This window comes from Bradyrhizobium sp. 2TAF36, from assembly GCF_052114925.1.
GTDB lineage: Bacteria > Pseudomonadota > Alphaproteobacteria > Rhizobiales > Xanthobacteraceae > Bradyrhizobium > Bradyrhizobium barranii.
In genome coordinates this window covers 52,729-75,181 of sequence record NZ_JBFRFR010000010.1, presented here as the reverse complement: position 1 = coordinate 75,181, position 22,453 = coordinate 52,729, and the positions used below count along the sequence as shown (strand labels likewise).

At 64.6% G+C, this 22,453-nt stretch carries 21 protein-coding genes; 9 read left to right on the top strand and 12 right to left on the bottom strand.

What is annotated here, in order from left to right:
- Positions 1-300 precede the first annotated feature (300 nt).
- Entirely contained in the window at positions 301-1,332 is a 1,032-nt protein-coding gene (locus AB4Z51_RS07320; protein WP_071909500.1) for a TorF family putative porin, read from the top strand.
- Between the two features lie 255 nt (positions 1,333-1,587).
- Here the strand turns inward: AB4Z51_RS07320 and AB4Z51_RS07315 are convergent, their stop codons facing one another.
- Positions 1,588-3,351 (bottom strand): ABC transporter ATP-binding protein/permease, encoded by a 1,764-nt coding sequence (locus tag AB4Z51_RS07315; protein ID WP_085403379.1) that lies wholly within the window; start codon positions 3,349-3,351, stop codon positions 1,588-1,590.
- A gap of 307 nt (positions 3,352-3,658) precedes the next feature.
- Here AB4Z51_RS07315 and AB4Z51_RS07310 point away from each other — a divergent pair, with 307 nt between their 5' ends.
- Together AB4Z51_RS07310 and AB4Z51_RS07305 are read left to right on the top strand one after the other, a co-directional pair.
- Positions 3,659-5,323 carry an L-lactate permease gene (locus tag AB4Z51_RS07310; protein WP_441497196.1) on the top strand — a complete coding sequence of 555 codons (1,665 nt, stop codon included), beginning with the start codon at positions 3,659-3,661 and terminating at the stop codon, positions 5,321-5,323.
- A 242-nt stretch (positions 5,324-5,565) separates the two neighbouring features.
- Positions 5,566-5,964, top strand: coding sequence for an META domain-containing protein (locus tag AB4Z51_RS07305; RefSeq protein WP_063985629.1), 399 nt, complete (start codon positions 5,566-5,568; stop codon positions 5,962-5,964).
- Positions 5,965-6,099: 135 nt separating this feature from the next.
- Here AB4Z51_RS07305 and AB4Z51_RS07300 read toward each other — a convergent pair whose 3' ends face one another.
- The 3 genes from AB4Z51_RS07300 to AB4Z51_RS07290 all read right to left on the bottom strand — a co-directional run bounded on the left by AB4Z51_RS07300 (position 6,100) and on the right by AB4Z51_RS07290 (position 9,491).
- Positions 6,100-7,311: a hypothetical protein gene (locus tag AB4Z51_RS07300; RefSeq protein WP_135214806.1), complete on the bottom strand. Its 1,212-nt coding sequence runs from the start codon at positions 7,309-7,311 to the stop codon at positions 6,100-6,102.
- Positions 7,312-7,454: 143 nt separating this feature from the next.
- The gene (gene groL, locus AB4Z51_RS07295) at positions 7,455-9,086 is read right to left on the bottom strand and encodes a chaperonin GroEL (protein ID WP_071909505.1); all 1,632 of its coding nucleotides are present in this window, start codon (positions 9,084-9,086) and stop codon (positions 7,455-7,457) included.
- Positions 9,087-9,194: 108 nt separating this feature from the next.
- Positions 9,195-9,491, bottom strand: a complete 297-nt coding sequence (locus AB4Z51_RS07290; RefSeq protein ID WP_014491914.1) for a co-chaperone GroES — start codon at positions 9,489-9,491, stop codon at positions 9,195-9,197.
- Positions 9,492-9,820: 329 nt separating this feature from the next.
- On the opposite strand from AB4Z51_RS07290, the gene AB4Z51_RS07285 reads away from it, so the two are divergent.
- The gene (locus AB4Z51_RS07285; protein ID WP_063985626.1) at positions 9,821-10,342 is read left to right on the top strand and encodes a hypothetical protein; all 522 of its coding nucleotides are present in this window, start codon (positions 9,821-9,823) and stop codon (positions 10,340-10,342) included.
- A gap of 208 nt (positions 10,343-10,550) precedes the next feature.
- Here AB4Z51_RS07285 and AB4Z51_RS07280 read toward each other — a convergent pair whose 3' ends face one another.
- Positions 10,551-11,330: a protein phosphatase CheZ gene (locus tag AB4Z51_RS07280; RefSeq protein WP_028157918.1), complete on the bottom strand. Its 780-nt coding sequence runs from the start codon at positions 11,328-11,330 to the stop codon at positions 10,551-10,553.
- 314 nt (positions 11,331-11,644) lie between these two features.
- Here AB4Z51_RS07280 and AB4Z51_RS07275 point away from each other — a divergent pair, with 314 nt between their 5' ends.
- Positions 11,645-12,460 (top strand): L,D-transpeptidase, encoded by an 816-nt coding sequence (locus AB4Z51_RS07275; protein ID WP_441497195.1) that lies wholly within the window; start codon positions 11,645-11,647, stop codon positions 12,458-12,460.
- 73 nt (positions 12,461-12,533) lie between these two features.
- Here AB4Z51_RS07275 and AB4Z51_RS07270 read toward each other — a convergent pair whose 3' ends face one another.
- The 6 genes from AB4Z51_RS07270 to AB4Z51_RS07245 form a co-directional block, all read right to left on the bottom strand.
- Complete coding sequence (locus tag AB4Z51_RS07270; protein ID WP_085403375.1) at positions 12,534-13,394, bottom strand: DUF2076 domain-containing protein; 861 nt, start codon at positions 13,392-13,394, stop codon at positions 12,534-12,536.
- A 125-nt stretch (positions 13,395-13,519) separates the two neighbouring features.
- Positions 13,520-14,365: a ChbG/HpnK family deacetylase gene (locus AB4Z51_RS07265; RefSeq protein ID WP_085403374.1), complete on the bottom strand. Its 846-nt coding sequence runs from the start codon at positions 14,363-14,365 to the stop codon at positions 13,520-13,522.
- Positions 14,362-15,408 carry a glycosyltransferase family 2 protein gene (locus AB4Z51_RS07260; protein WP_063985621.1) on the bottom strand — a complete coding sequence of 349 codons (1,047 nt, stop codon included), beginning with the start codon at positions 15,406-15,408 and terminating at the stop codon, positions 14,362-14,364. Before AB4Z51_RS07260 ends, AB4Z51_RS07265 begins: the two co-directional genes overlap by 4 nt.
- An 85-nt stretch (positions 15,409-15,493) precedes the next feature.
- Complete coding sequence (hisG, locus tag AB4Z51_RS07255; RefSeq protein WP_028153072.1) at positions 15,494-16,471, bottom strand: ATP phosphoribosyltransferase; 978 nt, start codon at positions 16,469-16,471, stop codon at positions 15,494-15,496.
- Positions 16,472-16,474: 3 nt separating this feature from the next.
- On the bottom strand, positions 16,475-17,626 hold the full coding sequence (locus AB4Z51_RS07250) for an ATP phosphoribosyltransferase regulatory subunit (RefSeq protein WP_441497194.1): 1,152 nt from the start codon (positions 17,624-17,626) through the stop codon (positions 16,475-16,477).
- Positions 17,627-17,821: 195 nt separating this feature from the next.
- Complete coding sequence (locus tag AB4Z51_RS07245) at positions 17,822-18,040, bottom strand: hypothetical protein (RefSeq protein WP_225048619.1); 219 nt, start codon at positions 18,038-18,040, stop codon at positions 17,822-17,824.
- Between the two features lie 200 nt (positions 18,041-18,240).
- On the opposite strand from AB4Z51_RS07245, the gene AB4Z51_RS07240 reads away from it, so the two are divergent.
- Positions 18,241-18,747 carry a hypothetical protein gene (locus AB4Z51_RS07240; protein ID WP_063985619.1) on the top strand — a complete coding sequence of 169 codons (507 nt, stop codon included), beginning with the start codon at positions 18,241-18,243 and terminating at the stop codon, positions 18,745-18,747.
- Positions 18,748-18,757: 10 nt separating this feature from the next.
- The gene (locus tag AB4Z51_RS07235; protein ID WP_135214808.1) at positions 18,758-19,768 is read left to right on the top strand and encodes a helix-turn-helix domain-containing protein; all 1,011 of its coding nucleotides are present in this window, start codon (positions 18,758-18,760) and stop codon (positions 19,766-19,768) included.
- Positions 19,769-19,819: 51 nt separating this feature from the next.
- Here the strand turns inward: AB4Z51_RS07235 and AB4Z51_RS07230 are convergent, their stop codons facing one another.
- Positions 19,820-20,584, bottom strand: coding sequence for a 16S rRNA (uracil(1498)-N(3))-methyltransferase (locus AB4Z51_RS07230; RefSeq protein ID WP_085403371.1), 765 nt, complete (start codon positions 20,582-20,584; stop codon positions 19,820-19,822).
- 211 nt (positions 20,585-20,795) lie between these two features.
- Between AB4Z51_RS07230 and AB4Z51_RS07225 the strand changes: the two genes are divergently transcribed.
- Together AB4Z51_RS07225 and ubiA are read left to right on the top strand one after the other, a co-directional pair.
- Positions 20,796-21,455: a hypothetical protein gene (locus AB4Z51_RS07225; protein ID WP_441497193.1), complete on the top strand. Its 660-nt coding sequence runs from the start codon at positions 20,796-20,798 to the stop codon at positions 21,453-21,455.
- On the top strand, positions 21,452-22,384 hold the full coding sequence (gene ubiA, locus AB4Z51_RS07220) for a 4-hydroxybenzoate octaprenyltransferase (RefSeq protein ID WP_063985616.1): 933 nt from the start codon (positions 21,452-21,454) through the stop codon (positions 22,382-22,384). The genes AB4Z51_RS07225 and ubiA overlap by 4 nt, the downstream gene beginning before the upstream one ends.
- Positions 22,385-22,453 lie beyond the last annotated feature (69 nt).

Genomic DNA, 22,453 nt, shown 5'->3' with positions numbered 1-22,453 from the left:
GTCGTTTCTCGCGTCAGTCCGATTCGTGGCACAGGCACCACTGCACCGGCGGCTCCCGTATTAATCCGGGCGGCTCTGTGCACTTTGGAATGAAAATAATGTGATCGAGAAGCAACACAGGCGGACAACCTTCTGTAGAATCGTCAGAACGCCTAAAAAGTCGGCAGATGCTCGTGATTTTTGCTTCACGGTTCGCATCCTCCCATCCAGATTGTCGCGGTAACGAAATTTTGCAGACACGTCGTACGCCCGGGGGGCTTCCGGGAAACCGACTGGGTAGAACTGGTGATGGGGATCGAAATGAAAAAAGTGGCTTTGTTGGCAACGGCGCTGGCAATGGTGACGGGTTCGGCTTTCGCGGCAGACATGCCGGTCAAGGCTCTGAAGGCCCCGCCGCCGCCCGCCTTTGACCCCTGGGATGTCGCCTTCGGCGCCGGCATCATGAGCGATTACATCTTCCGCGGCGTTACTCAGTCGAACCACAACCCGTCGGTCGCCGCCTATTTCGAGCCGCGCTACAACGTCAACAAGGACCTCCAGCTCTACGTCGGTGCGTCCGCGGAGAGCATCTCGTTCCCGAACCGCGCCGCGGCTGAAGTCGACATCTACGGCGGTATCCGCCCGACCTTCGGCATGTTCGCCTTCGACTTCGGTATCTGGGGCTACCTCTATCCGGGCGGAAGCTGCTTCGGTTCGCAGGGCACCCTCGCCCAGGGCAATTGCGGCACCGGCCTCGACAATTCGCAGGGCGCGATCGGCCTTCCGATCAACGGCAACTTCGCCAAGAAGGACGCAAGCTTCTACGAAGTCTATGCCAAGCTGAATCTCAACATCAACGACCAGTGGGTCGTTGGCTTCAACGAGTACTATTCGCCGAACTTCCTGAACCTCGGCGCCTGGGGTAACTACGCCTCGATCACCGCCAAGTGGACCGCGCCGAGCACCACGTTCGGTGCCAGCGGCGTCGGCATGTATGTGTCGGGTGAATTCGGCCGTCAGTGGCTCGGCACCTCCGACATCTTCTACGGCATTGCCGGCGACCCGCTGTACTCCAACGGCATCAAGGAGCCGAGCTACAACACCTGGAACGTCGGCGTCGGCTTCACCTACAAGGTGTTCACGCTCGATCTGCGCTACTACGACACCGACCTCTCGAAGGGTAACTGCAACGCCTTCACCAGCGACTTCTCGGCCACCAACTCCAGCCCCGGTTTCGTGACGCCGATCAATGGCGGCGCGAACGCGGCCACGGCGTTCGGCTCCAACTGGTGCAGCGCGGCCGGCGTCGCCAAGCTCTCGGTCGACCTGACGGCGATGACCAACCTGAAGTAAGTTTCTTCCCGAGACGACCTAACGAGGGCGGCAGAGCAATCTGCCGCCCTTTTGCTTTGGGCTTGGGCTCGTCTGTGAGAGCGCTCGGCCTGCATGGTTCGACACGCGCCGCCAGGCGGCGCTCCTCGCCATGAGGGTCGAGGATCTTGCCGCGATTACAGACCTCATCCTGAAGAGCCCGCCGGAGGCGGCGTCTCGAAGGGTGGCTGCAACGAAGGTCCTACCGAGGCTAGCCTCAGGCTTGGTTGTGTCACCTCAGCTCGCCGCGGTCGGCTCCGCCTGGGCCGGCTCGCCGTCCTTGCCGAGAACGTGGATCTCGCCGTCCTTCACCAACGCCACCTTGCGGGTGTGGAAGGCGTCGAGCGTCGAGCGGTGGCCGATCGAGACGATGGTGGCCTGCGGCAGCTTCTCCGCCAGCAGCCGGTACAGCCGGGCTTCCGATGGTTCGTCCAGCGACGCCGTGGCCTCGTCGAGGAACAGATAATCCGGCACGTGCAGGAGGGCGCGCGCGAGCCCCAGGCGCTGCTGCTCGCCGAGCGAGAGCGTCCTGTTCCAATGACCGTCCTCGTCGAGTCGCTCGGCCAGCTTCGGCATGCCGACCGCAATGAGTGCGTCCCGGATTTTCTCCGGTGCGACGGCGCCATGTTCTGCCGGGTAGATGACCGCGTCGCCTAGCGGGCCGATCGGGAAGTAGGGGCGCTGCGGTAGCATCATCAGCTTCGATTTCCCGGGTATGGCGATGGTGCCGGTGCCGAACGGCCAGACGCCGGCGATGGCCCGGAAAAGCGTCGACTTGCCGGAGCCCGACGGCCCGGTCACCAAGACCCGCTCCGCCGGTTGGATCGTGAAGGCATCGGCTGCGACCAGAGGCGCACCGTTCGGTAGCTTCACGAGCAGCTGCTTGAGCGCGATCGCCGTCGTGCTGCCGGATGGTGCAAGGCCGATGGTCGGCTCATGCGTCGGCGGGTGTGCGGCCGAGGCCACCGACATCTCGAAGCCGTCGAGACGGGCGACGATCGCGCGCCATTCCGCCAGCGCCCGGTAGGCCACCACGAAGAACGACAGCGCACCCTGGACGCTCGAGAAGGCCGATGCCGTCTGCATCATGTCGCCGAGCTGGATCTTCTTGGCGAAGAAGGCTGGCGCCACCAGCACGTAGGGAAAGATCACGGCAGCCTGCTGATAGCTCGCCGTGAACGCGGTGAGGCGCTTGGTCCGGCTCATGATGGCGTACCAGTTGCCGATCACGAAGCCGAAGCGACGGAAGAGACCGCCGCGTTCGGCGCCCTCGCCCTTGAGCAGCGCGATCTGCTCGGAATTCTCGCGGACGCGGACGAGGTTGAAGCGAAAGTCGGCCTCATAGCGCTGTTGCTCGAAATTGAGATTGACCAGCGGCGCTCCGATCCAGTGCGTCAGCGCGGTGCCGAAGATCGCGTAGATCAACGCGCCCCAGCACAAATAGCCGGGGATCATGAGATCGGTGCCGAACAGGTGCAGCGGCGCGGCGTTGGACAGGCCCCAGAGGATGATCACGAAGGAGAACAGCGTCACGATCGCCGAGAGCAGGCCCAGTCCGATCGTCAGGGTCTGCTCGACGAAGTTCTTGACGTCGTCGGTGATGCGCTGGTCAGGGTTGTCGGCCGCATCGCCCTTGAGCTGCATGCGGTAATGCGTGGAGCCGTCGAGCCATTCGCGGAGATAGTGTTGGGTGAGCCACTGCCGCCAGCGGATCTGGAGCCACTGGTTCAGGTACAGCTTGTAGACCGCCAGCGCGATCGCGGTGAAGGCGAGGCCGATGAAGATCCAGATCTGCGTGACGAAGGCGTCCCAGTCGCTGTTCTGGAGCGCGCTGTAGAACCGGTTCTGCCACTGGTTCACCAGCACGTCGATCGCGACCAGCGCCAGCTCGATTGCGATCACGGCGGCGAGCAGGCCGCAGCCTGCCCACTTGTCCTCCGAGCGGAAATAGGGGACGGCGATTCGCCAGACGATCGCGAGCGTGGCGCTGATGTTCTTCACAGAGCTCTGTCTCCTGAGGGGATGTGCACAACGGCCATAGGCCAAATGGCTGTGGCAACGGCAGAAAGCGCTTAGACTAAAGTCGCAAGTTCATCAATTTGCGTTGGCTTGTCGCAGCTTGCAACCCTAGCATGGGTACAACGGCGCGGGGTGGGGGCCTCCGGGACTTCGCGGGCTTGTGAGCGGACGGGAACCGCCGCACTCGCGAGGAATTCGCGTCCAGCTCGGGGGTTATCGCTTCCAGCGTCAAGCAGGTTCGGCTGTCCACGCGGGCCGCCTGCCGCAACAGGCGTGGGGGAGGAAGACCATGTGGAATCAAGTCTATGACCCGCTGCACAGCCCGGTGCTGTCGACGATCGCGGCGGCAATACCCGTCGTCACGCTGCTGATCCTGATCGCGAGCGGTCGCGTCCAGGCCCATATTGCTGCAATCATCGCCGTGATCGTGGCCAACCTGATCACGATCTTCGTGTTCACCATGCCGGCGAACATGTCGATCCGCGCCTCGATCCTCGGCATCGTGACCGGCTTCTTCCCGATCGGCTGGATCGTTCTCAACGTCATCTTCCTCTACCAGGTGACGGTCACCACCGGGCGCTTCGAGCTGCTCAAGCGCGCGGTCGGCGGCGTCACCGAGGACCGGCGGCTGCAATTGCTGCTGATCGCGTTCTCCTTCGGCGCGTTCTTCGAGGGAGCCTCGGGCTTCGGCACGCCGGTCGCCATCACGGGCGCCGTGCTGATCGGGCTCGGCTTCTCGCCGCTCGCGGCCTCCGGCCTGTCGCTGATCGCCAATACCGCGCCGGTCGCTTTTGGCGCGCTGGGCACGCCGATCCAGGGTCTTGCCTCGGTCACCGGGCTTGATCCCTACATCCTCGGCGCGATGGTCGGACGGCAGTTGCCGATCTTCTCTCTGATCGTGCCGTTCTGGGTGGTGTGGGCGTTTGCGGGTTGGAAGGGCATGAAGGACGTCTGGCCGGCGATCCTCGTCACCGGCGTGTCGTTCGCGGTCCCGCAATTCGTGATCTCGAACTTCATCAATCCCTGGATCGTCGACATCGGGGCGTCGCTGATCTCGATGGGCGCGCTGATCCTGTTCCTGAAGGTGTGGCAACCCAGGCAGCTCTGGTTGTCGCCGGCGCTGCGCGGGAACGATGAATCGGCCTCCACCATGGCTGCGGCCAAGCCGCTCGACAAGACGCCGCTGACGCAGAGCGAGCTGTTCAGCGCGCTGCTGCCGTGGATCATCGTCTGCATCGTGATGCTGGTCTGGGGCAATGGCGGCTTCAAGACCTGGGCGAACTCGATCTTCACCTGGAACTATCCCGTTCCCGAGCTGCATCAGATGATCAACAAGATGCCGCCGGTCGCGCCAGGGCCGACCAAAGAGAGCGCGGTGTTCGGCTTCACCTACCTGTCCTTCACCGGCACGGGCATGCTGATTGCCGCGATCATCTCCGGCTTCCTGATGGGTGTCGGTCCCGGCAGGCTGCTGATCCAATACGGCCGCACCATCCGGCTCTGCGCGATCTCGCTGATCACGATCTCGGCGATGCTCGCGATCGGTACGCTCACGCGGCTCTCCGGCGTCGACGCAACGCTCGGCCTCGCCTTTGCCGCAACCGGCGTGCTCTATCCCTTCTTCGGCACGCTGCTCGGCTGGTTGGGCGTGGCGCTGACGGGATCGGACACCGCTTCCAACGTGCTGTTCGGCAATCTGCAGAAGATTACGTCCGAGCAGCTCGGCCTGTCGCCGATCCTGATGGCTGCGGSGAACTCGTCCGGCGGCGTGATGGGCAAGATGATCGACGCGCAATCGATCGTCGTCGCCTCCACTGCCACCAACTGGTACGGCCATGAGGGCACGATCCTGCGCTTCGTGTTCTGGCACTCGATCGTGCTGGCCTCCCTGGTCGGCCTGTTCGTGACGTTGCAGGCCTATGTCTGGCCGTTCACGGCGATGGTGCTGAAGTAGCAGGTCACGCCTCGCTTCAACGCAAATCCCCGCAGGGCTTCGCTGCCTTGCGGGGATTTTTGCATCTAAAGCATGATCCGGAAAAGTGCGAAGCGGTTTTCCGAAAAGATCACGCTCAAACAACAACCTGAAGCGCGATGACGATTCGTCCCAATCTCATCGCGCTTTAGCCTCCGCGAACCTTCTCAACAGCGCCGCCGTCTTATAGAACGTGCCGCAAATCAGGTCGGTCGAGAGGTCTCATGGTTTCGCTCAAGCAGATGGCGTGTTTGGCGGTTGCAATGCTCGCGATGTCCACGCTCGCGCGTGCCGAGGACGGTTTTCCGTTCGGTACCGAGATGACGCTGGAGGCCCTGCCGCAGCCGGGCTCGAAGCGGATTCCGAACATCGAGATCGGCGACAATGGCGAAGTCGTGCTGGAGCTCTGGTGCAAGGGTGGCAAGGGCCAGTTCTCGGTCGCCGGCAACACGGTGATCTTCGTCCCCGGCCAGATCCAGGACCGTTCCTGTCCGCCGGCCAGGGCGCAGGCCGACGACGAACTCGTCGCGTCGCTCAGCAGCGTCGAGACCTGGAAGCGTCAGGGCGACGTACTGACACTGATCGGTCCCAAGCCGCTGCGCTTTCGCACGACGGGGAATTGAGGCGCGATCGCTGTCGTGCCCCGGCTTGACCGGGGCACCCAGTACGCCGCGGCCTCTCGATTCAACCACAACTGTCTCGGAGTACTGGATCGCCCGGTCAAGCCGGGCGATGACGGCGAGAGTGGGTGTCTACGCCTACTTCCACACCGACTTGTCGGCGTCCCAGCGCTGGCCTTTCAGCTCTTTCGCGAGCGCTTCGATCGAGCCGTTGTCGTCGGGCTGATCGCCTTCCTCGTCGGCCGAAGCGTCGTCCGAGAGATTGAGCTTGGCGCCGCTGCTCTCATCGGCGGTCGTGGTCGAGGGGCTGCCGATCCAAAGCATCAGTTTGTCGGTCGTGCCGGGCTTGTCGGGCGAGATGAGGCCTGCAACCTCGATCGTGTCGGTGAGCTCGAGTGCCGGAAAATCCTGGTTCGGCCGCTTGAAGACGAGCTTGAGCTTGCCGGTGGCCGGGTTGAAGCTGTGCGAGACCTGCTTTGCCGCAAGCGTCCGGCTCATCACGCCGGCGACGGCTGAGGCGAGCTTGTCCCGGCTGATCTTGTCGCCGTCGCGCCAGTCGGCCGCGGGAAAGCGGATGGTGCGGTCCATCTCGGTCATGCCCGCGGTCCAGCCCGCCGCGGTGACGCCGGGCATCGCCTTGAACTTCGCCAGCAGCGCGCCGGCGCGTTCCGGATCGACCGACATGTTGATGGTCTGCTCGCCGGCACGCAGCGCGTCGCAGCCGACGGTCAGGCTCGCCAGCGTCACCTCGACGTCCTGGCCCTTCAGGCTCTTCAGGAACTCGGTCGCCGCATCCAGCTTGACCTTGACCGCGATCGCTTCCGGAGAGACGTCGGTGAAATCCTTCGGCTGCGGCGTGATGCCGTCGTCGGAGGTCTGGTTGTCCTGAAATTCCTTCTCGCTGAGATCGGAATTGTCGGGCGAGGTGACCTCGGTCACGGCCTGGCCGATCGCGATCTGGCCGCGGAACTCGAACGTGTCGCCGGACTGTTTGCGCAGCAGCTTGACGGTGACGGGCGCCTTCTCGCCGAGGCTCTGGGTCGTGCCCGTCAGGTTCTGGCCCGCGACCTGGAGATTGACGACGAAGCGGTCCTTGCGGTCGGAATTCTTTGCGACGGGATAGCAGACGTCGAGCACGGCCGCCGTCACCGTCTTGCCCTGCCGCGTCTCCTTCAGGATCACGTCGGCATTGCCGTCCATCAGGCCGTCAATCGAGGTGAAATAGCGGGTCTCCGTCCCGCCCGGCGCCGTGGCCTTCGGCGACAGCTTCATCTGGGCCGATGCGACATCGGGCGAGACGGCAAGCAGGGCCGCCAAAAGGGCTGTCGAACAAACCAGAAGCGCACGCATCGATGAATCCTCGCGCAATCGAATCGGCGCGCCACCGTAGTGGGTTTTGGCCGCCGGTTGAATTGGAAAGCAGAAGGGGCAGGGTCGGCAAAAAAGAAGGCCGCCCGGAGGCGGCCTTCGCAACATTGTAACGGAACGGAGGCTTAGAAGCCGCCCATGCCGCCGCCGCCCGGCATGGCGGGCGGAGCTTCCTTCTTCGGCGTTTCGGCGACCATGGCCTCGGTGGTCACCAGCAGGCCGGCCACGGACGAGGCGTCCTGCAGCGCGGTGCGGACCACCTTGGCGGGATCGATGATGCCCTTCTCGACCATGTCGACATAGTCCTCGTTCTGGGCGTCGAAGCCGAAGGTCTCGGACTTGTTCTCCAGGATCTTGCCGACCACGATCGAGCCTTCCACGCCCGCGTTCTCGGAGATCTGGCGGATCGGGGCTTCCAGCGCCTTCAGCACGATGTTGATGCCGGCCTGGACGTCGGCATTGGCGTTGGTGAGACGGCCCACCGCCTTCTTGGCCCGCAGCAGCGCGACGCCGCCGCCGGGGACGATGCCTTCCTGCACCGCGGCGCGGGTGGCGTTGAGCGCGTCCTCGACGCGGTCCTTCTTCTCCTTGACCTCGATCTCGGTCGCGCCGCCGACGCGGATCACCGCGACGCCGCCGGCGAGCTTGGCGAGACGCTCCTGGAGCTTCTCACGGTCGTAGTCCGAGGTGGTCTCCTCGATCTGGGCCTTGATCTGGCCGACGCGGGCCTCGATCTCCGGCTTCTTGCCGGCGCCCTTGACGATCGTGGTGTTCTCCTTGTCGATCACGACCTTGCCGGCACGACCGAGCATCTTCACCGTGACGTTCTCGAGCTTCATGCCGAGGTCCTCGGAGATGAGCTGGCCGCCGGTGAGGATCGCGAGGTCCTCGAGCATGGCCTTGCGGCGGTCGCCGAAGCCCGGCGCCTTGACGGCGGCGACCTTGAGGCCGCCACGGAGGCGGTTGACGACCAGGGTGGCCAGCGCCTCGCCCTCGACGTCCTCGGCGATGATGACGAGCGGCTTGCCCGACTGCACCACGGCTTCCAGCACCGGCAGCATGGCCTGCAGGCCGGACAGCTTCTTCTCGTGCAGGAGGATGTAGGCGTCCTCGAACTCGGCGGTCATCTTCTCGGGGTTGGTGACGAAGTAGGGCGACAGATAGCCGCGGTCGAACTTCATGCCCTCGACGATGTCGACCTCGGTGTCGAGCGACTTGTTCTCCTCGACGGTGATGACGCCCTCGTTGCCGACCTTCTGCATCGCCTGGGCGATCATCTTGCCGATGGCGGCATCGCCGTTGGCCGAGATGGTGCCGACCTGGGCGACCTCGGAGGAGGCGGCGACCGGCTTGGCGCGCTTCTCGATGTCCTTGATGACAGCCGTAACCGCGGTGTCGATGCCGCGCTTGAGGTCCATCGGGTTCATGCCGGCGGCAACAGCCTTGGCGCCTTCGCGCACGATGGCCTGGGCCAGCACGGTCGCGGTGGTGGTGCCGTCACCCGCGGTGTCGTTGGTTTTGGAGGCGACTTCGCGCAGCATCTGCGCGCCCATGTTCTCGAACTTGTCCTCGAGCTCGATCTCCTTGGCGACGGTGACGCCGTCCTTGGTGATGCGGGGTGCGCCGAAGCTCTTCTCGATGACGACGTTGCGGCCCTTCGGACCGAGCGTCACCTTGACGGCGTTGGCGAGAATGTCGACGCCGCGCAGCATGCGTTCGCGCGCGTCTCCGGAAAACTTGACGTCTTTGGCAGCCATTTCTTCAATCCCTCGTGTTTCGTGATGTGTCTGCCGCTTGCGGAATGACCGAATGCCCGGATCGCGCGATCCGGGCATGACATTCAGCGGCTGTTCAGGCTGGCGGCTTTAGGCCATGACGCCCATGATGTCCGACTCCTTCATGATCAGGAGCTCTTCGTTGTCGATCTTGACCTCGGTGCCCGACCACTTGCCGAACAGCACGCGGTCGCCGACCTTGAGGTCGATCGGGATCAGCTTGCCGGCCTCGTCGCGGCCGCCGGGGCCGACGGCGACGACCTCGCCCTGGGACGGCTTTTCCTTGGCGGTGTCCGGAATGATGATGCCGCCCTTGGTCTTTTCCTCGGCGTCGATACGTTTGACCACGACACGGTCATGCAGCGGACGAAATTTGGATTTAGCCATGACGTTTCCCTTTGGAGGCTCGCTTCGGAAGGAATGGAAGTGGGTAGGGGCGGCGTCCGTCCACCCTCTTGCCGAGGATCGAACGGCGCGCTTAGCAATCGGGCTTTCCGAGTGCTAATAGTGCGCCCGGAAATATGGCTTGGCCGCGATCCTGTCAAGCAAGGGTGGTTAAGCGATTGGTGAGGCGGATATAGGATCGTGTCTATAGAAACATATTGGTCGCGCTGGCGTATAAAGGACGTCATTGCTCCGACAGCGGTTTTGCGCTTGGCTGCAGGAGGGATGCGGTCGGGGTCTCATTTGGGGGACGGTTTGCTCGGGGGAATGTCATGATCAGGTCAGCTCACGCACGCACGGTTGCCAATCTGGCGGCCGCCTCCTGCCTGGCGCTGCTGCTTGGCGCCTGTGGCGGCGGTATGAGCCTGCCGTCGTTCTCGTCGTCTTCGCCGCCGCCCGAGGCCGAGCCCGGCACCGGCCCGGAAATGCCGGCGAGCATCCGCGCCGACGAGATCGTCGGCCGCTGGGGTCTCGCCTCGTTCCAGAACCCGGCCGACCGTGCCCGCACCGAGGCCGCGGCCCGGGCGCAGTGCAAGAATCCCTACGTGATCACCGCCGGTTCCTCCGGCGGCGTGATCATGCATCTCGCCGACCAGGCGACGCCGCAGGAGCTGCGGCTGAAGGGCTCGCCCAGCGGCAAGAACTACATCGGCCCGGCGGGGCCCACCCCCGGCGAGCAGGACCGCGAGATCGTCTCCTTCGACGGCCGCGTCCTGATCACCCGCTTCATCGACAAGGACGCCGCCACCCGCTACGGCAACATGGTCTACGTCCGCTGCGCGCCAAGGGCGTAGTCTCTCTACTTCGTCATGCCCCGCGAAGGCGGGGCATCCAGTACGCCGCGGCTTTTCGGTTCTAGCCTCGCAGTTTCTGGAATACTGGATCGCCCGGTCATGTCCCGGGCTGAACATCAAGCCGGGCGATGACAGTGGAGGGGATGCTCCAAAAACAAAAAACGCCGGCTCTCGCCGGCGTTTTGTTTTTCCGTAATGCCGCGCCCGATCAGTCGAACAGCGCGTCGATGTCGTCCTGCGAGGCGTGGCCGACGTCGCCGGCGAGCTTGGGGCCGTTGAGGAGCTTTTCGTCCTCGCTGCGGGTGTCGGCCGGCGCGGGCACATGGGCCTTGATCGCGTCGACGCCGCCCCAGATCTCCATCATCGCATTGATGTGCTGCTCGATGAACTTCATCGTGGTCATGACCTTGCTGATGCGCTGGCCGGTCAGGTCCTGGAAGTTGCAGGCTTCGAAGATCGAGATGACGCGTTCCTGGATGTCGTCGGCGAGCCGCTTCTGCTGATCGGCCGATTGCACCTTGGACATCGCGCTGGCCGCCTGGTCGATCGATTCGGCGGCTTCGAGGATCTGCTGGGTCGCCTGCTCGGTGCCGCCGACGACCGCGCCGAGCTCGCCATTGACCTTGGCCATTTCGCCGCCGTCGAAGCTCTTGCCGTGCAGCGTCGCGATCTCGCGCTTGGTGCGATCGATGGCGTCGTGGATGAGGTCGAGCTCGACCTTCAGCTTCTCGCACTGCTCGATCTGCGCCCGGTAGGTATCGAGCATGGTACGAGCTTCAGAGAGCTCGTGGGCGGTGGAGGCGTCGATCGCCGCCATGGCCGCGCTGCCGGACAAGGGCACGGTGCCCTTCGCCATCTGTGCGCGGATCGCACGCAGCTCCGCCATGATCTCGTTATGCATCGGCGCAGCCTCCTCAATCATTTCGGGGCTGGGCATCTCGCCGACAATAGCCTCCTCGACACGAAAACGTTTGCGGTGAATAGCCATCAGGAACTCCCCCCACCTCACTCACGCGTCTTTGTAGACAGAAGCAATTTAACACGAGGTTCACAGCGGGAACTGTTGCGCGGCCGCACGCGACGGCGCGAAAGGAAGCGATTAACCATGGGCCTGCGGCGTTCATCGAAAATAAACGCTGATCGYCAAATTGCACCCTCGCTCGCGACGTGGTGAATCGAAACGGCTGATACGTTTACCAAACAAAACGGCTTTTGCTCTTTATTGACCACGTCGCGGTCGCCGGTCAGCCATCGGCTCTGCACGACGCATGGGATCTAGACGAAACAGTACAGAGTACGTCGATGTTCAAGAAAATGTCTGTCGCGCTGCTCGGCAGCGCTTGCACCTTCATTGCCGGCGCGAACAGCGCCAGCGCCTTCGACAATAGTGTGCCGAACAATCCGCCCGCGGTGCTCTACCAGCCGCAGGTGCAGCCGGCGCCGGTGCGTGTCGCCTCCAATGCGAATATGGGCGGCGGCTTCATCGAGTTCCTGTTCGGTGACGGTCCCGGCCGCGGCCCGGCCTACGCGCCGCAACAGCCGGTCTATCAGCAGCAGCCCGGCTATTACGACCAGCGCCGCCTGCCACCGATGGGCGAGCCGCAGATGCAGGGTGGATATCAGCAAGGCGCAGGTCTCCAGCAGGAGGCGGTCGATCCGCGCCAGCGTCCGTTCGATCCGAGATTCGAGAAGCAATCCGTCGACTATAGCGGCAAGGAAACTGCCGGCACCATCGTGGTCGATACGCCGAACAAGTTCCTCTATCTGGTCGAGGGCAACGGCCGGGCGATGCGCTACGGAATCGGCGTCGGCCGTCCCGGCTTCACCTGGTCCGGCGTGAAGTCGATCACGGCCAAGCGCGAATGGCCGGACTGGACGCCGCCGGCGGAAATGATCGCGCGCCGGCCCGACCTGCCGCGGCACATGGAAGGCGGCCCGGAAAATCCGCTCGGCGCGCGCGCGATGTATCTGGGCTCGACGCTCTATCGTATCCACGGCTCCAACGAGCCCTGGACCATCGGCACCAACGTCTCCTCAGGCTGCATCCGCATGCGTAACGAGGACGTCATCGACCTCTACGGCCGCGTCAATGTCGGCACCAAGGTCGTGGTGATGTGAGCGTCTGACGCTCGACATGAAAACGGCCGCCTCCCGGGCGGCCGTTTTTGTTTGTCGCGCTGATCGGGCAGCCTCACGCGTAGTCGCTGCCGCCATCGTCTCCGCCGCCGAAATCGCTGTCGTCGTCGGCTATGTCCATATTGCCGTTGTCGTGGTCGTTGTCGTCGTAGTTCTGATCGTTGTTGTTGTCCCGGTCGTTCGACGCCTGGTCGGTGAGGCCCTGGCGGGAACCGTCGTCGCGGTCGCGGTTGGAGCCAATGTCGTTGAGACCGGCATCGCGCGAGAGCGAGCCGCCGGACTGGTCGCTGCCGCCCCAGGGACTTCCACCAGCGCTGCGGTCGCCGAGCGCGTTGGTGTCGCCGAAGGCCTGCTGGTGCGATCCGCCCATCATGCCGCGGATGCTGGAGAGCAGCAGCGAACCGCCGACGACGCCGGCCGCGGCCGCCGCCGCCGTGCCGAGGAACGAGCCGCCGCCACCGCCCATCGGCGGAGCGCCATAGCCCTGACCCGGAGCTTGACCTGGACCTTGGCCGTAGGCCTGTCCATAAGGAGGCGGCGCGCCGTAACCGGGCTGTGCCTGCGGCATCGCCTGACCGGTGTTCCAGACCGGCCGCGCGTCACGCGGCGGCACGTTCGGAACCGAGCCGCGCGAGGGGCCTCCGCCGAACAGCGAGTCGCGCATGGTATCGAGGAAGCCGCCGGACTGCGCCTGCTCGGGCGCATGGGCCGCTTCCAGCTCCTGGATGCGGTTATGAGCACGCTTCAGCGCTTCGTCCTGCAATAGCGTGGTCTGCACCAGTGCGTAGACCGCGCCGGGGGCCTTGCGCAGCCCGTCGGAGATCGCGGCGATCGCGTCGGGATCCCGCGGTGCATTTTCCAGTTTCGAAAGCCGGTCGAAAAGCTCGTCGACGAGCTGGCGTTCCTGCGGCGTCATGATCAGTCTCCCTCGCTCAAACCAAGCGCGAGGCAGATGTAGGGTTCCATTGTGGCCCCAACAGTGCCGGCCGGATTAAATTTCGGTATGCGACAAGCTGCCCAGCGGCTTGCTTTCCGCCGGTTTCACCCCAGCGTGACGCCGCTGTCGGCCAGCAGGCGCGCAAACCCATCGCCTGAAAGATAAGCATGCTCGCGTTCGCGGACGTCGGTCATCGGATCGAGGCCGGTGAGGACATCGTCGACGAAGCCGGGGTGGCACATCACGAGGCCGCCATCGGGGAGGCCTTCCAGAAACTGCCGCATCAGCGCGCCGAAATCGGCCTCGCGCGCAAAATCATAGGCGCCGGCAAAGCCGGGATTGAAGCTGAGGCCGGCGCTGGCGGCGCGGCGGCGGAATTGCGCGCTCAGGATATCGAGCACCATGGCTTTTGGTGAGGCCAGCCGCTGCACGAGCGGCAGGTCGCGCCCGCCCTGGCGGACCCAGGCTTTCGGCGCGGCTTCGCTGACCGCATCGACAAAGCCGTCGCGCACCTGCGGATAGAGCTGCACATGCTGATGGCCGTCGACGAAGTCAGGCGCGCGCCCGAACGCTTCCGCGAACGCCGCCAGCTGCGCCCTGACCTCATTGCGAAAGAATTCGCGGTCGAGCCGGCGTGCAAGGCCGGCGCGCAGCAGTTTCGGGAACGGCATGAACATGTCGCCGTCCAGCGGTCGGAAATGCATGGTGAGCGGCCGGAACGGCGCCGACAAGGTCACGTGCAAGCCGATCGCGCAGCGCGGGCTCGCTTTCGCCGCCGTCTGGAGCGCCTCGATCTCGCCGCGCTCGATCGCCGGTCCCACCATCATCACCGAGGTGGCATTGAGACGGCCGCGTTCGATCAGGTCGCGGATGGCGCGATTGACGCCCGGGCTGATGCCGTAATCGTCGGCGCAGAGCCAGATCCGCCGCAGGCCCGCGGCCGCGCTCATTCGGCGGCCGTCCTCTTCGAGGCGTCGTCGGCCTTCCCGGTCTCGAAATGCTTTTCGCTGTGCTCGGCGACGAAGTAGATCGGGCGCGCCTTCAGCTCGGACAGGATCTTGCCGATATATTCGCCGACGATGCCGATCATGATGAGCTGCACGCCGCCGATGGTCATCAGGCCGATCACGAGCGAGGGATAGCCGGGCACCTGCTTGCCCGTGGTCCAGACTTCCCAGAGGATCGAGAGGCCGAACAGGAAGGCGCCGCCGGCGAGGATGACGCCGAGCAGGCTGGCGAAGCGCAGCGGTGCCACCGAGAACGAGGTCACCCCTTCGATCGAAAGACCGAGCAGGCGCGCGGCGCTGAAGGTCGTCACACCATGGGTGCGCGGCGCGGGCTCGTAATCGACGCGGATTTGGCGGAAGCCGATCCAGCTCGCGAGGCCTTTGAAGAAGCGGTTACGCTCCGGCAGCTGCCTGAGCGCTGCGACCGCGCGCGGCGACAGCAGGCGGAAGTCGCCGGCGTCTTCAGGAATCTTTTGGCGCGCGCCCCAATTGATCAGCGAATAGAACCCGCGCACGGCGACGCGGCGCAGGAAGGGCTCGTTGTCGCGATGCGCCTTGGCGGTATAGACGACGTCATAGCCGTCCTCGATCCAGTGCCGCACCAGCTGCTCGACCAGGGCCGGCGGATGCTGGCCGTCGCCGTCCATGAACATCACGGCGCCGAGCCGGGCATGGTCGAGGCCGGCCATCAGCGCGGCTTCCTTGCCGAAATTGCGCGACAGCGACACCACCTGAACGTCGACCGCGTCGGCCGGCAGCGACCGGGCGATCGAGAGCGTCGCGTCCGCGCTGCCGTCGTCGACATAGACGACTTCGCAACGCAAGCGATAGCGCTGCTGCAAGGTCTTGGCGAGATCGCAGATGCGCTGGTGCAGGGCGGCGAGGCCCGCCGCCTCGTTGTAGACGGGGACGACAATCGACAACCCCTTCGCGGCGGCACTGGCCGCGGTGGTCGTCATGCCGGAAACGTCAGAGCCCAGCGTCATTGATCAAGGTTCCAGAGGCGTCCATGGTTCTCAACAGCATATGGTAGCTGCCGTTTGCTGTCGCTACGCTGAACGGACCTGAGGCTCACTGCCGCAGGAATGCCTCGAGCTTGGCGAACAGCGGGTTCTCCCGGTCGAACACATAGTCGAGCGAAACCACCGAGACGGTCTCGGCGCCATGCTCGCGCAGGAAGCTCGCCAGCGCATAGAGCTGACCCGGCGGACAGTGCAGCGTCAGCATGCCCGACGAGGTCGGCCCTCCGAACGGGGCCTCGACGCCGAAGCGCTCGTGGGCTTCGCCGAGCAGGGCGGCGTCGCATTGCTGGAAGCGGGTGCGGACCTCGCGGTATTTGTTGGCCCGCGCCCTTGCTGCGATGTGATCGAGGATGACGCGCGCGGTCTCCCGCGCCTGCGGCGACCAGTCGGCATCCCTAGAGGCGACCAGATTGGCCTGGCTGCGCAGGATCACGCCGTCGTCGAGCACCCGCAAGCCGTTGGCGGCGAGCGTCGCACCGGTCGTGGTGATGTCGACGATCAGCTCGGCGCTGCCGGCCGCGGGCGCGCCTTCGGTCGCGCCCGCGCTTTCGACGATGCGGTAGTCGGTGATGCCGTGGCTCTGGAAGAAGGTGCGGGTGAGGTTGATGAACTTGGTCGCGACCCGCATCCGCATGTGATGCTGCTCGCGGAAGCCGGTGGTGACGTCGTCGAGGTCGGCCATGGTGCGGACGTCGATCCACGCCTGCGGCACCGCGACGACGACGTCGGCATAGCCGAAGCCGAGCCCGTCGATCAGGGACACGCGCTTGTCGGCATCCGCGATGTTCTCGCGCACCAGGTCTTCGCCGGTGACGCCGAGATGCGCAAAGCCGCGCGACAGTTGCGAAGCAATCTCGCTCGCCGAGAGATAGGCGACCTCGACATTGTCGAGGCCTGCGAGCGTGCCGCGATAGTCGCGCGCACCGCCGGCCTTCGACAGCTTGAGCCCGGCGCGGGCGAAGAACGCCTCGGTGTTTTCCTGCAGGCGGCCCTTGGAGGGAACGGCCAGGACGAATGGCGCGCTCATGACTTAAGCTCCCACCTTGCGGCCGATCCGGGTCAGCGCGTCGACCCAGACCGAGAAGCCGACCGCGGGGATCGGCTCGGCCGATCCGAGCTGGGTCATCAGCCCGTCATAGCGGCCGCCGGCCACCAGCGGCTCGGCGCCGTTGCCCCTGTGATGCAGCTCGAATTCGAAGCCGGTGTAATAGTCGAGGCCGCGTCCGAACGCGGTCGAAAAGCGCGTCTGCTTCACGTCGATGCCGCGCGCGGCCATGAAGCCGACCCGGCTTTCGAACTGGTCGACGGCAGCGCTGAGGTCGAGCTTCGCGTCCGTGGTGAGCGCGCGGAGTTCGGCGACGGCATCGTCGGGATTGCCCGCGATCGACAGGAAGCGCTTGAGCACGGCGATCGCCTCGCGCGGCAGCGCGCCGCCCTTCAGCGTCGACTGCTCCAGGAAACGGTCGGCGATCTCGGCCGTGGTGCGGCCCCCGACATTGGTGGTGCCGGCGATCGACATCAGATCGGTGACGAAGGCGAGCGCAGCCTTGCGGTCGGAGCCGGCGAGCGCGGCCAGCACACCCTCATATTCGCTGCGGGTCGCGGTGGTCGYGGCCGCCAGCTTCTCCAGATCTTTTTCCAGGCTGATCTTGCGGTTGAAATCCTTGACCAGGCGGCGGCGCCACACCGGATAGAGGTCGAGCGCATCGAGCAGGGCGTTGAACAGCGCCACGTCGCCGGTGCGAATCTCGACATCGCGGACACCGAAGGCCGCGGTCGCTTCCAGCGCCAGCGCCAGCATCTCGGCATCGGCCGCAGCGCGGTCCTGGCGGCCGAACGATTCGATGCCGGCCTGAAGAAACTCGCTGGCCTGGCCGCTGCGGTAGCGGAACACCGGGCCGAGATAGCTGAACCCGGCCGGCTGGCCGGCGCGGCTCGAGGTGAGGTAGTCGCGGGCGACGGGAATGGTCAGGTCCGGGCGCAGGCAAAGCTCCTCGCCGGACAGGTCCGTCGTCAGGTACAGGCTCTTGCGGATGTCCTCGCCGGAGAGGTCCAGGAACGGCTCGGCCGGTTGCAGAATCGCGGGCTCGGCCCTGACATAGCCGGCCTGCGCGAACGACAAGAGCAGCGTATCCGCCCAGGCGGCGGAGCCGGCAGCATTTGAGGTGGCAGTCGCGGTCATAACAGGGGTCCATCGTCCCGGTGGAACCGGGCAGGGCGAAAGAAGGGAGGCGAATTGGCGCAGGCCTTAGCATGGCGCGAAAGCGGTTTCGACCTCCAAAGGATCAATCGCTTAACGGCTTTGGAGGCGGAACGCAGCGATCTGTCAGAAGGTATTTTGGGTATTTTAATACCTAGGGCGGGAAGGGCTTGGTTTTCACTCAGTCTGGCCAGGGAGATCTCTGGGCGCATCGCCAAGCGATGCATCGGTCGAGGCGAAGGCAAGCCCTGCGGTTTCGGACGCGGCGTGATCTGCGAGCTCCTCGGCAAGCTCGAGAATTCTCTGCCTCCTGCTCGGGTCCCTTATGCCGAGAAATGCCTTGATGAGCCCGAGCTCCTCGCGTCGCCGCCTGTCCGATGCAACATCGTCGTCCATGGCCATGTCGTCCTGCGCGACAGCCTCATTGCCCGTCGCTGATTTTTGTCCGCGCATGCGACTCAATGCAGCAACCGCAAGCTCAACGTCACATTGAGAAATTGAGGAGGACAGGCAAGTCGTCGCATACTCATATTGGGTATGGCGGATGACCCGTTCGCTGCTGCCTTCGCTTACAATGTGAATGTTGGTTTCGATTCATGCGCAATGCATCAGACGCTATCCGGACGGTCTCGCGGCACACGCTGGCCTATATGCTGTTTTCGATCAGCGAGCTGTTCCGGCACTACGACGAATTCGATCCGCTGGACCTACTGATCGTTCATGCGATTCTCAACGCGAACGTCATCAATGTGATGAACGATCCGTCGCTGGACGAGAGATTCTCCAGCATTCACGCGGTCGAGCCGGATGCGATCAAGCAAGGGGTGTCCCGCGCGGCGCTCTCTCGCTTCCTCAGCCTGCCGCTCGAGACGGTTCGCCGTCGCGTGACGGGACTTAAGAGACGAAAGATTCTCGCCGAAACCAAGGCCGGGCTCATCGTGACCGAGCAGAACGCATTCAGGTTTGGAAACAATCACGAACTGCAGAAGACTAATATGCTGCTGCTCACAAAACTGCTTCGCGATCTCAAGCGCGCCGGCATCAACGGGCCGGATGATCTGCGTGCCCCCAAGGGCGCTGCATCGACAAGGAAGGCGAAGTAAGCGGCAGGATATGGATCAAAGCCTTCTCGATACTGCTCGCGATGGAACGCAAAGAACAGCATTAGACGGCTTGCTGTCGTTCCAGGGTCTCAAGCCATCCGCGGCTCTCGAGCTCCGATCGTACGACATCGATCATTTCGGAGAGAGTGAGAGATATGTCGGCGCATCCAGCATGCCGCTGTCGGCCGGGGCGACTGCAATCAAGCGTGCCCAGCTCAGCCTGCCGGTCCTGACGCTGTCTCTGGTGAAGACCTTCCCGCGGATCATCCGCGGTTATGATCTGGCGCACGCCATCGCGGTGGCGGTGCCGATGGACCATGTGACCTCCACCCGCATCAACGGGCAATCAATTGGCAGCTCCATACTCGTTCTCAAGGGGAGATCCGATTGCCTGGTCTATGAGCCGGCGGGGCGTTTGTGGGCTGTCGCCTATTTCAGCCCGCCCGAGCGCGAGCCCTGGTCTCAGCTGGATGACGGCTATCATTTGCTGAGTCCGGCATCGGAAGTACTTGCCTCCCTGCATGGCTCGATTTCCACGACGCTTGAAACCGCGGCACATGATCCAGACTTCCTGAACGAGCCGACGTCGCGAACGGCGGTCGAACAATCCCTGTTCGCCGCAATGGATGCTGCCATTCGGTCCAACGTGAAGCGCGGGCCCATGCACTCCACGACGGACAGCTATCAGCGGATCGTCGCAGAGATGGAACGATTGATCCGCCACGATCTCGCGATCTGGCACAAAACGACCGAACTGGCAGAGCGGGTGGGCGTGTCCGTTCGGACCCTCCAGAGTGCGACGCAGGCCATCTGCGGCATGAGCCCTCATCGCTACAGCCGGGTCTTGCGCCTCTGGTCGGTACGAAAGCAGCTGCGCACCGGCCCGGCTCGTCGCAGTGTGAAGGCCTGCGCAATCGGCCATGGCTTCTGGCATCTGAGCGAGTTCGCAGCGAGCTACAGGGCGGCTTTCGGAGAGCTGCCGTCCGAGACCCTGCATCGGTCGAAGCGAGAGGTCATCTGAAGCGCGAACCTGTAGAGCCGCCGCGCGCGAATCGACGTTAGGTTCGCTTGGTTAGGTGCCGTCCCAATCGCCCAGCACTGCCTGCACCAGCGCCAGCGCCGCCACCGCGGCCGTGTCGGCCCGCATGATCCGGGGTCCCAGCGCCAGCCGCAGGATTTTCGGCTGCCGCAGCAGCAGGGCGCGCTCTTCTTCGGCAAAGCCGCCTTCGGGGCCGATCAGCGCGTCGATGCCAATTCTGCCTTGGTCATGTCCGGCTTCGCGCGCGTCTTGCAGGCTCTGAATGGGGTTTTGGACCTCCGCCGCCTCATCGCAGAAGATGAGCAGCCGGTCGGCAGGGCGCTGACTGAGATACCGGTCCAGCGGCACCGGCTCGGCGACCGTGGCGATGCTGAGGATGCCGCATTGCTCGGCGGCCTCGACGACATTGGCGCGCATCCGCTCGGTGTTGACCCGCGAGGCCTGGGTGAAGCGGGTCAGGACCGGCTGAAGCGTGGCAGCGCCCATTTCGACGGCCTTCTGGACCATGTAGTCCAGCCGGGCATGCTTGAGCGGGGCAAAGACGTAGGTGAGGTCGGCGAGCCGGTCCTGCGGCCGGGCCTGCTGGAGGATGACGAGGCCGTCCGGCCGCTTGCGGCCTTCGATCGCGGCCTGCCACTCGCCGTCGCGGCCATTGAACGCCAAAACCTCGGCCCCGGCGGCCAGCCGCAGCACATTGCCGAGATAATTGCTCTGGTCGCGGTCGAGCGGAACCCTGGCGTCCTGGGCAAGGGGGACATCGACAAACAGGCGGGGGGCGCGAAAATCGTGGGAGGGCATCGTTCAAAGGTCCAATTTGCCGCCGTTATTAACCGAAAGCCGCCATTTCGGGGGTAAATATTGCCGAATCGGTGCGTCGGCGCGCCGCGCTCTTGCCCTATTCGACGGGTTGTTAAGGGCCGGCGGGAATCGTAAAATCGCGAGCACGCTGGTTGCGCTTCAATTGGGAAGACGCCAAGCCCCGTAAGCTCCTGCCGGAGAGACTGCCTTGATGATCCGTCATTTGATGGTTCCGATCACTGCCGCCATGGTCACCTTGGGCGCCGCGGGTGCCCACGCGCAGGGCTTCCCTGCGCCGCTGCCTGGCCAAGCCCCAACCAGTTCCGCGTTTCCGCCCGTGAACGGCTCGGCGCCGAGCGCTTCGGTCGGTGCAGCGCCCCAAGGATCGTTTCCCGTCAACGGCGCCGCGCCCGTCGGTGGCGCAGGTGCCTTCAGCGCCGCCCCGCCGACGCAAGGCGGTCCCGGCGAGGACTGCATGAAAACCTTCATGCCGCTGCGCGAGGAAGCCGAGAAGCGCGGCAAGCTGATCAAGGCCGCGAGTGATCGTCACGCCGCGCCGGAAGAAGCCTGCAAGCTGATCCGCAATTTCAGCCAGGCTGAGACCAAGATGATCAAGTACATCGAGGCCAACGCCTCGAAGTGCGGGATTCCGGCGCAGGTCAGCGCGCAGATGAAGGACGGCCACAAGAACACCGAGGCCATGGCGACGAAGGTCTGCAACGTCGCGCAGCAGATGCAGAACCAGCCGCGCGGTCCGGCCGGTCCGTCGCTGAGCGAGGTGTTGGGTTCTGGCTCGGCGCCTGAGGCCAATGCCGGCAAGAAGGGTGGCAGCACCWTCGACACGCTCAACGGCAACGTCCTCACCCGATGAGTGACACATCCGCCCGCGTTGCCGATTCCACCGGCAACTGGGTCGATACGCTCGCGCCGCAATGGGCGCGGCCTTATTTGCGCCTGTCGCGCTTCGATCGTCCGATCGGCTCCTGGCTCCTGTTGATGCCGTGCTGGTGGTCGGCGGCGCTCGCGGCGGGCATGGCGCATGATGTCCGCGGCCTGCCGCTCACCATCGTGCTGTTCTTCATCGGCGCCTTCGTCATGCGCGGAGCAGGCTGCACCTGGAACGACATCACCGACCGCGATCTCGACGACAAGGTCGAGCGCACCCGCTCGCGGCCGCTGCCGTCGGGCCAGGTGACCACGAAGCAGGCGCTGGCCTTCATGGTCGCGCAGGCACTGACCGGTCTCGTGGTGCTGCTGCAATTCAACCGCTTCGCGGTCCTAACCGGCATTGCCTCGCTTTTGATCGTCGCGATCTATCCCTTCATGAAGCGCATCACCTGGTGGCCGCAGATCGTGCTCGGCCTCGCCTTCTCCTGGGGCGCGCTGATGGGATTTGCCGTCACCTTTGGTCGCATCGAATTGACCGCGCTGGTGCTCTATGCGGGATCGATTTCGTGGGTGATCGGCTATGACACGATCTATGCGCACCAGGACGCCGAGGACGACGCGCTGATCGGCATCAAGTCCACCGCGCGGCTGTTCGGCGCGCACACGCACCAGGCGCTGATCCTGTTCTACGGGCTTGCGGTGATGCTGATCGGCGTCGCGCTGGCCTCAGGCGATGCGCGCTGGCCGGCCTGGCTCGGGCTTGCGGCGTTCGCCGTGCATCTGGCCTCGCAGATCGTGCGGCTGGATATCAGCGACCCCTTGCTCTGCAAGCGCCTGTTCTTCTCGAACAAGTATGCGGGCTTCCTGCTGTTTGCGGGATTGCTGGTCGACGCGGTGATGCGGGCGGCGTAGCCCGTAGGGTGGACAAAGGCGCTCTTGCGCCGTGCCCGCCATCTTCCCGGGATTGAGATAAAAAAGGTG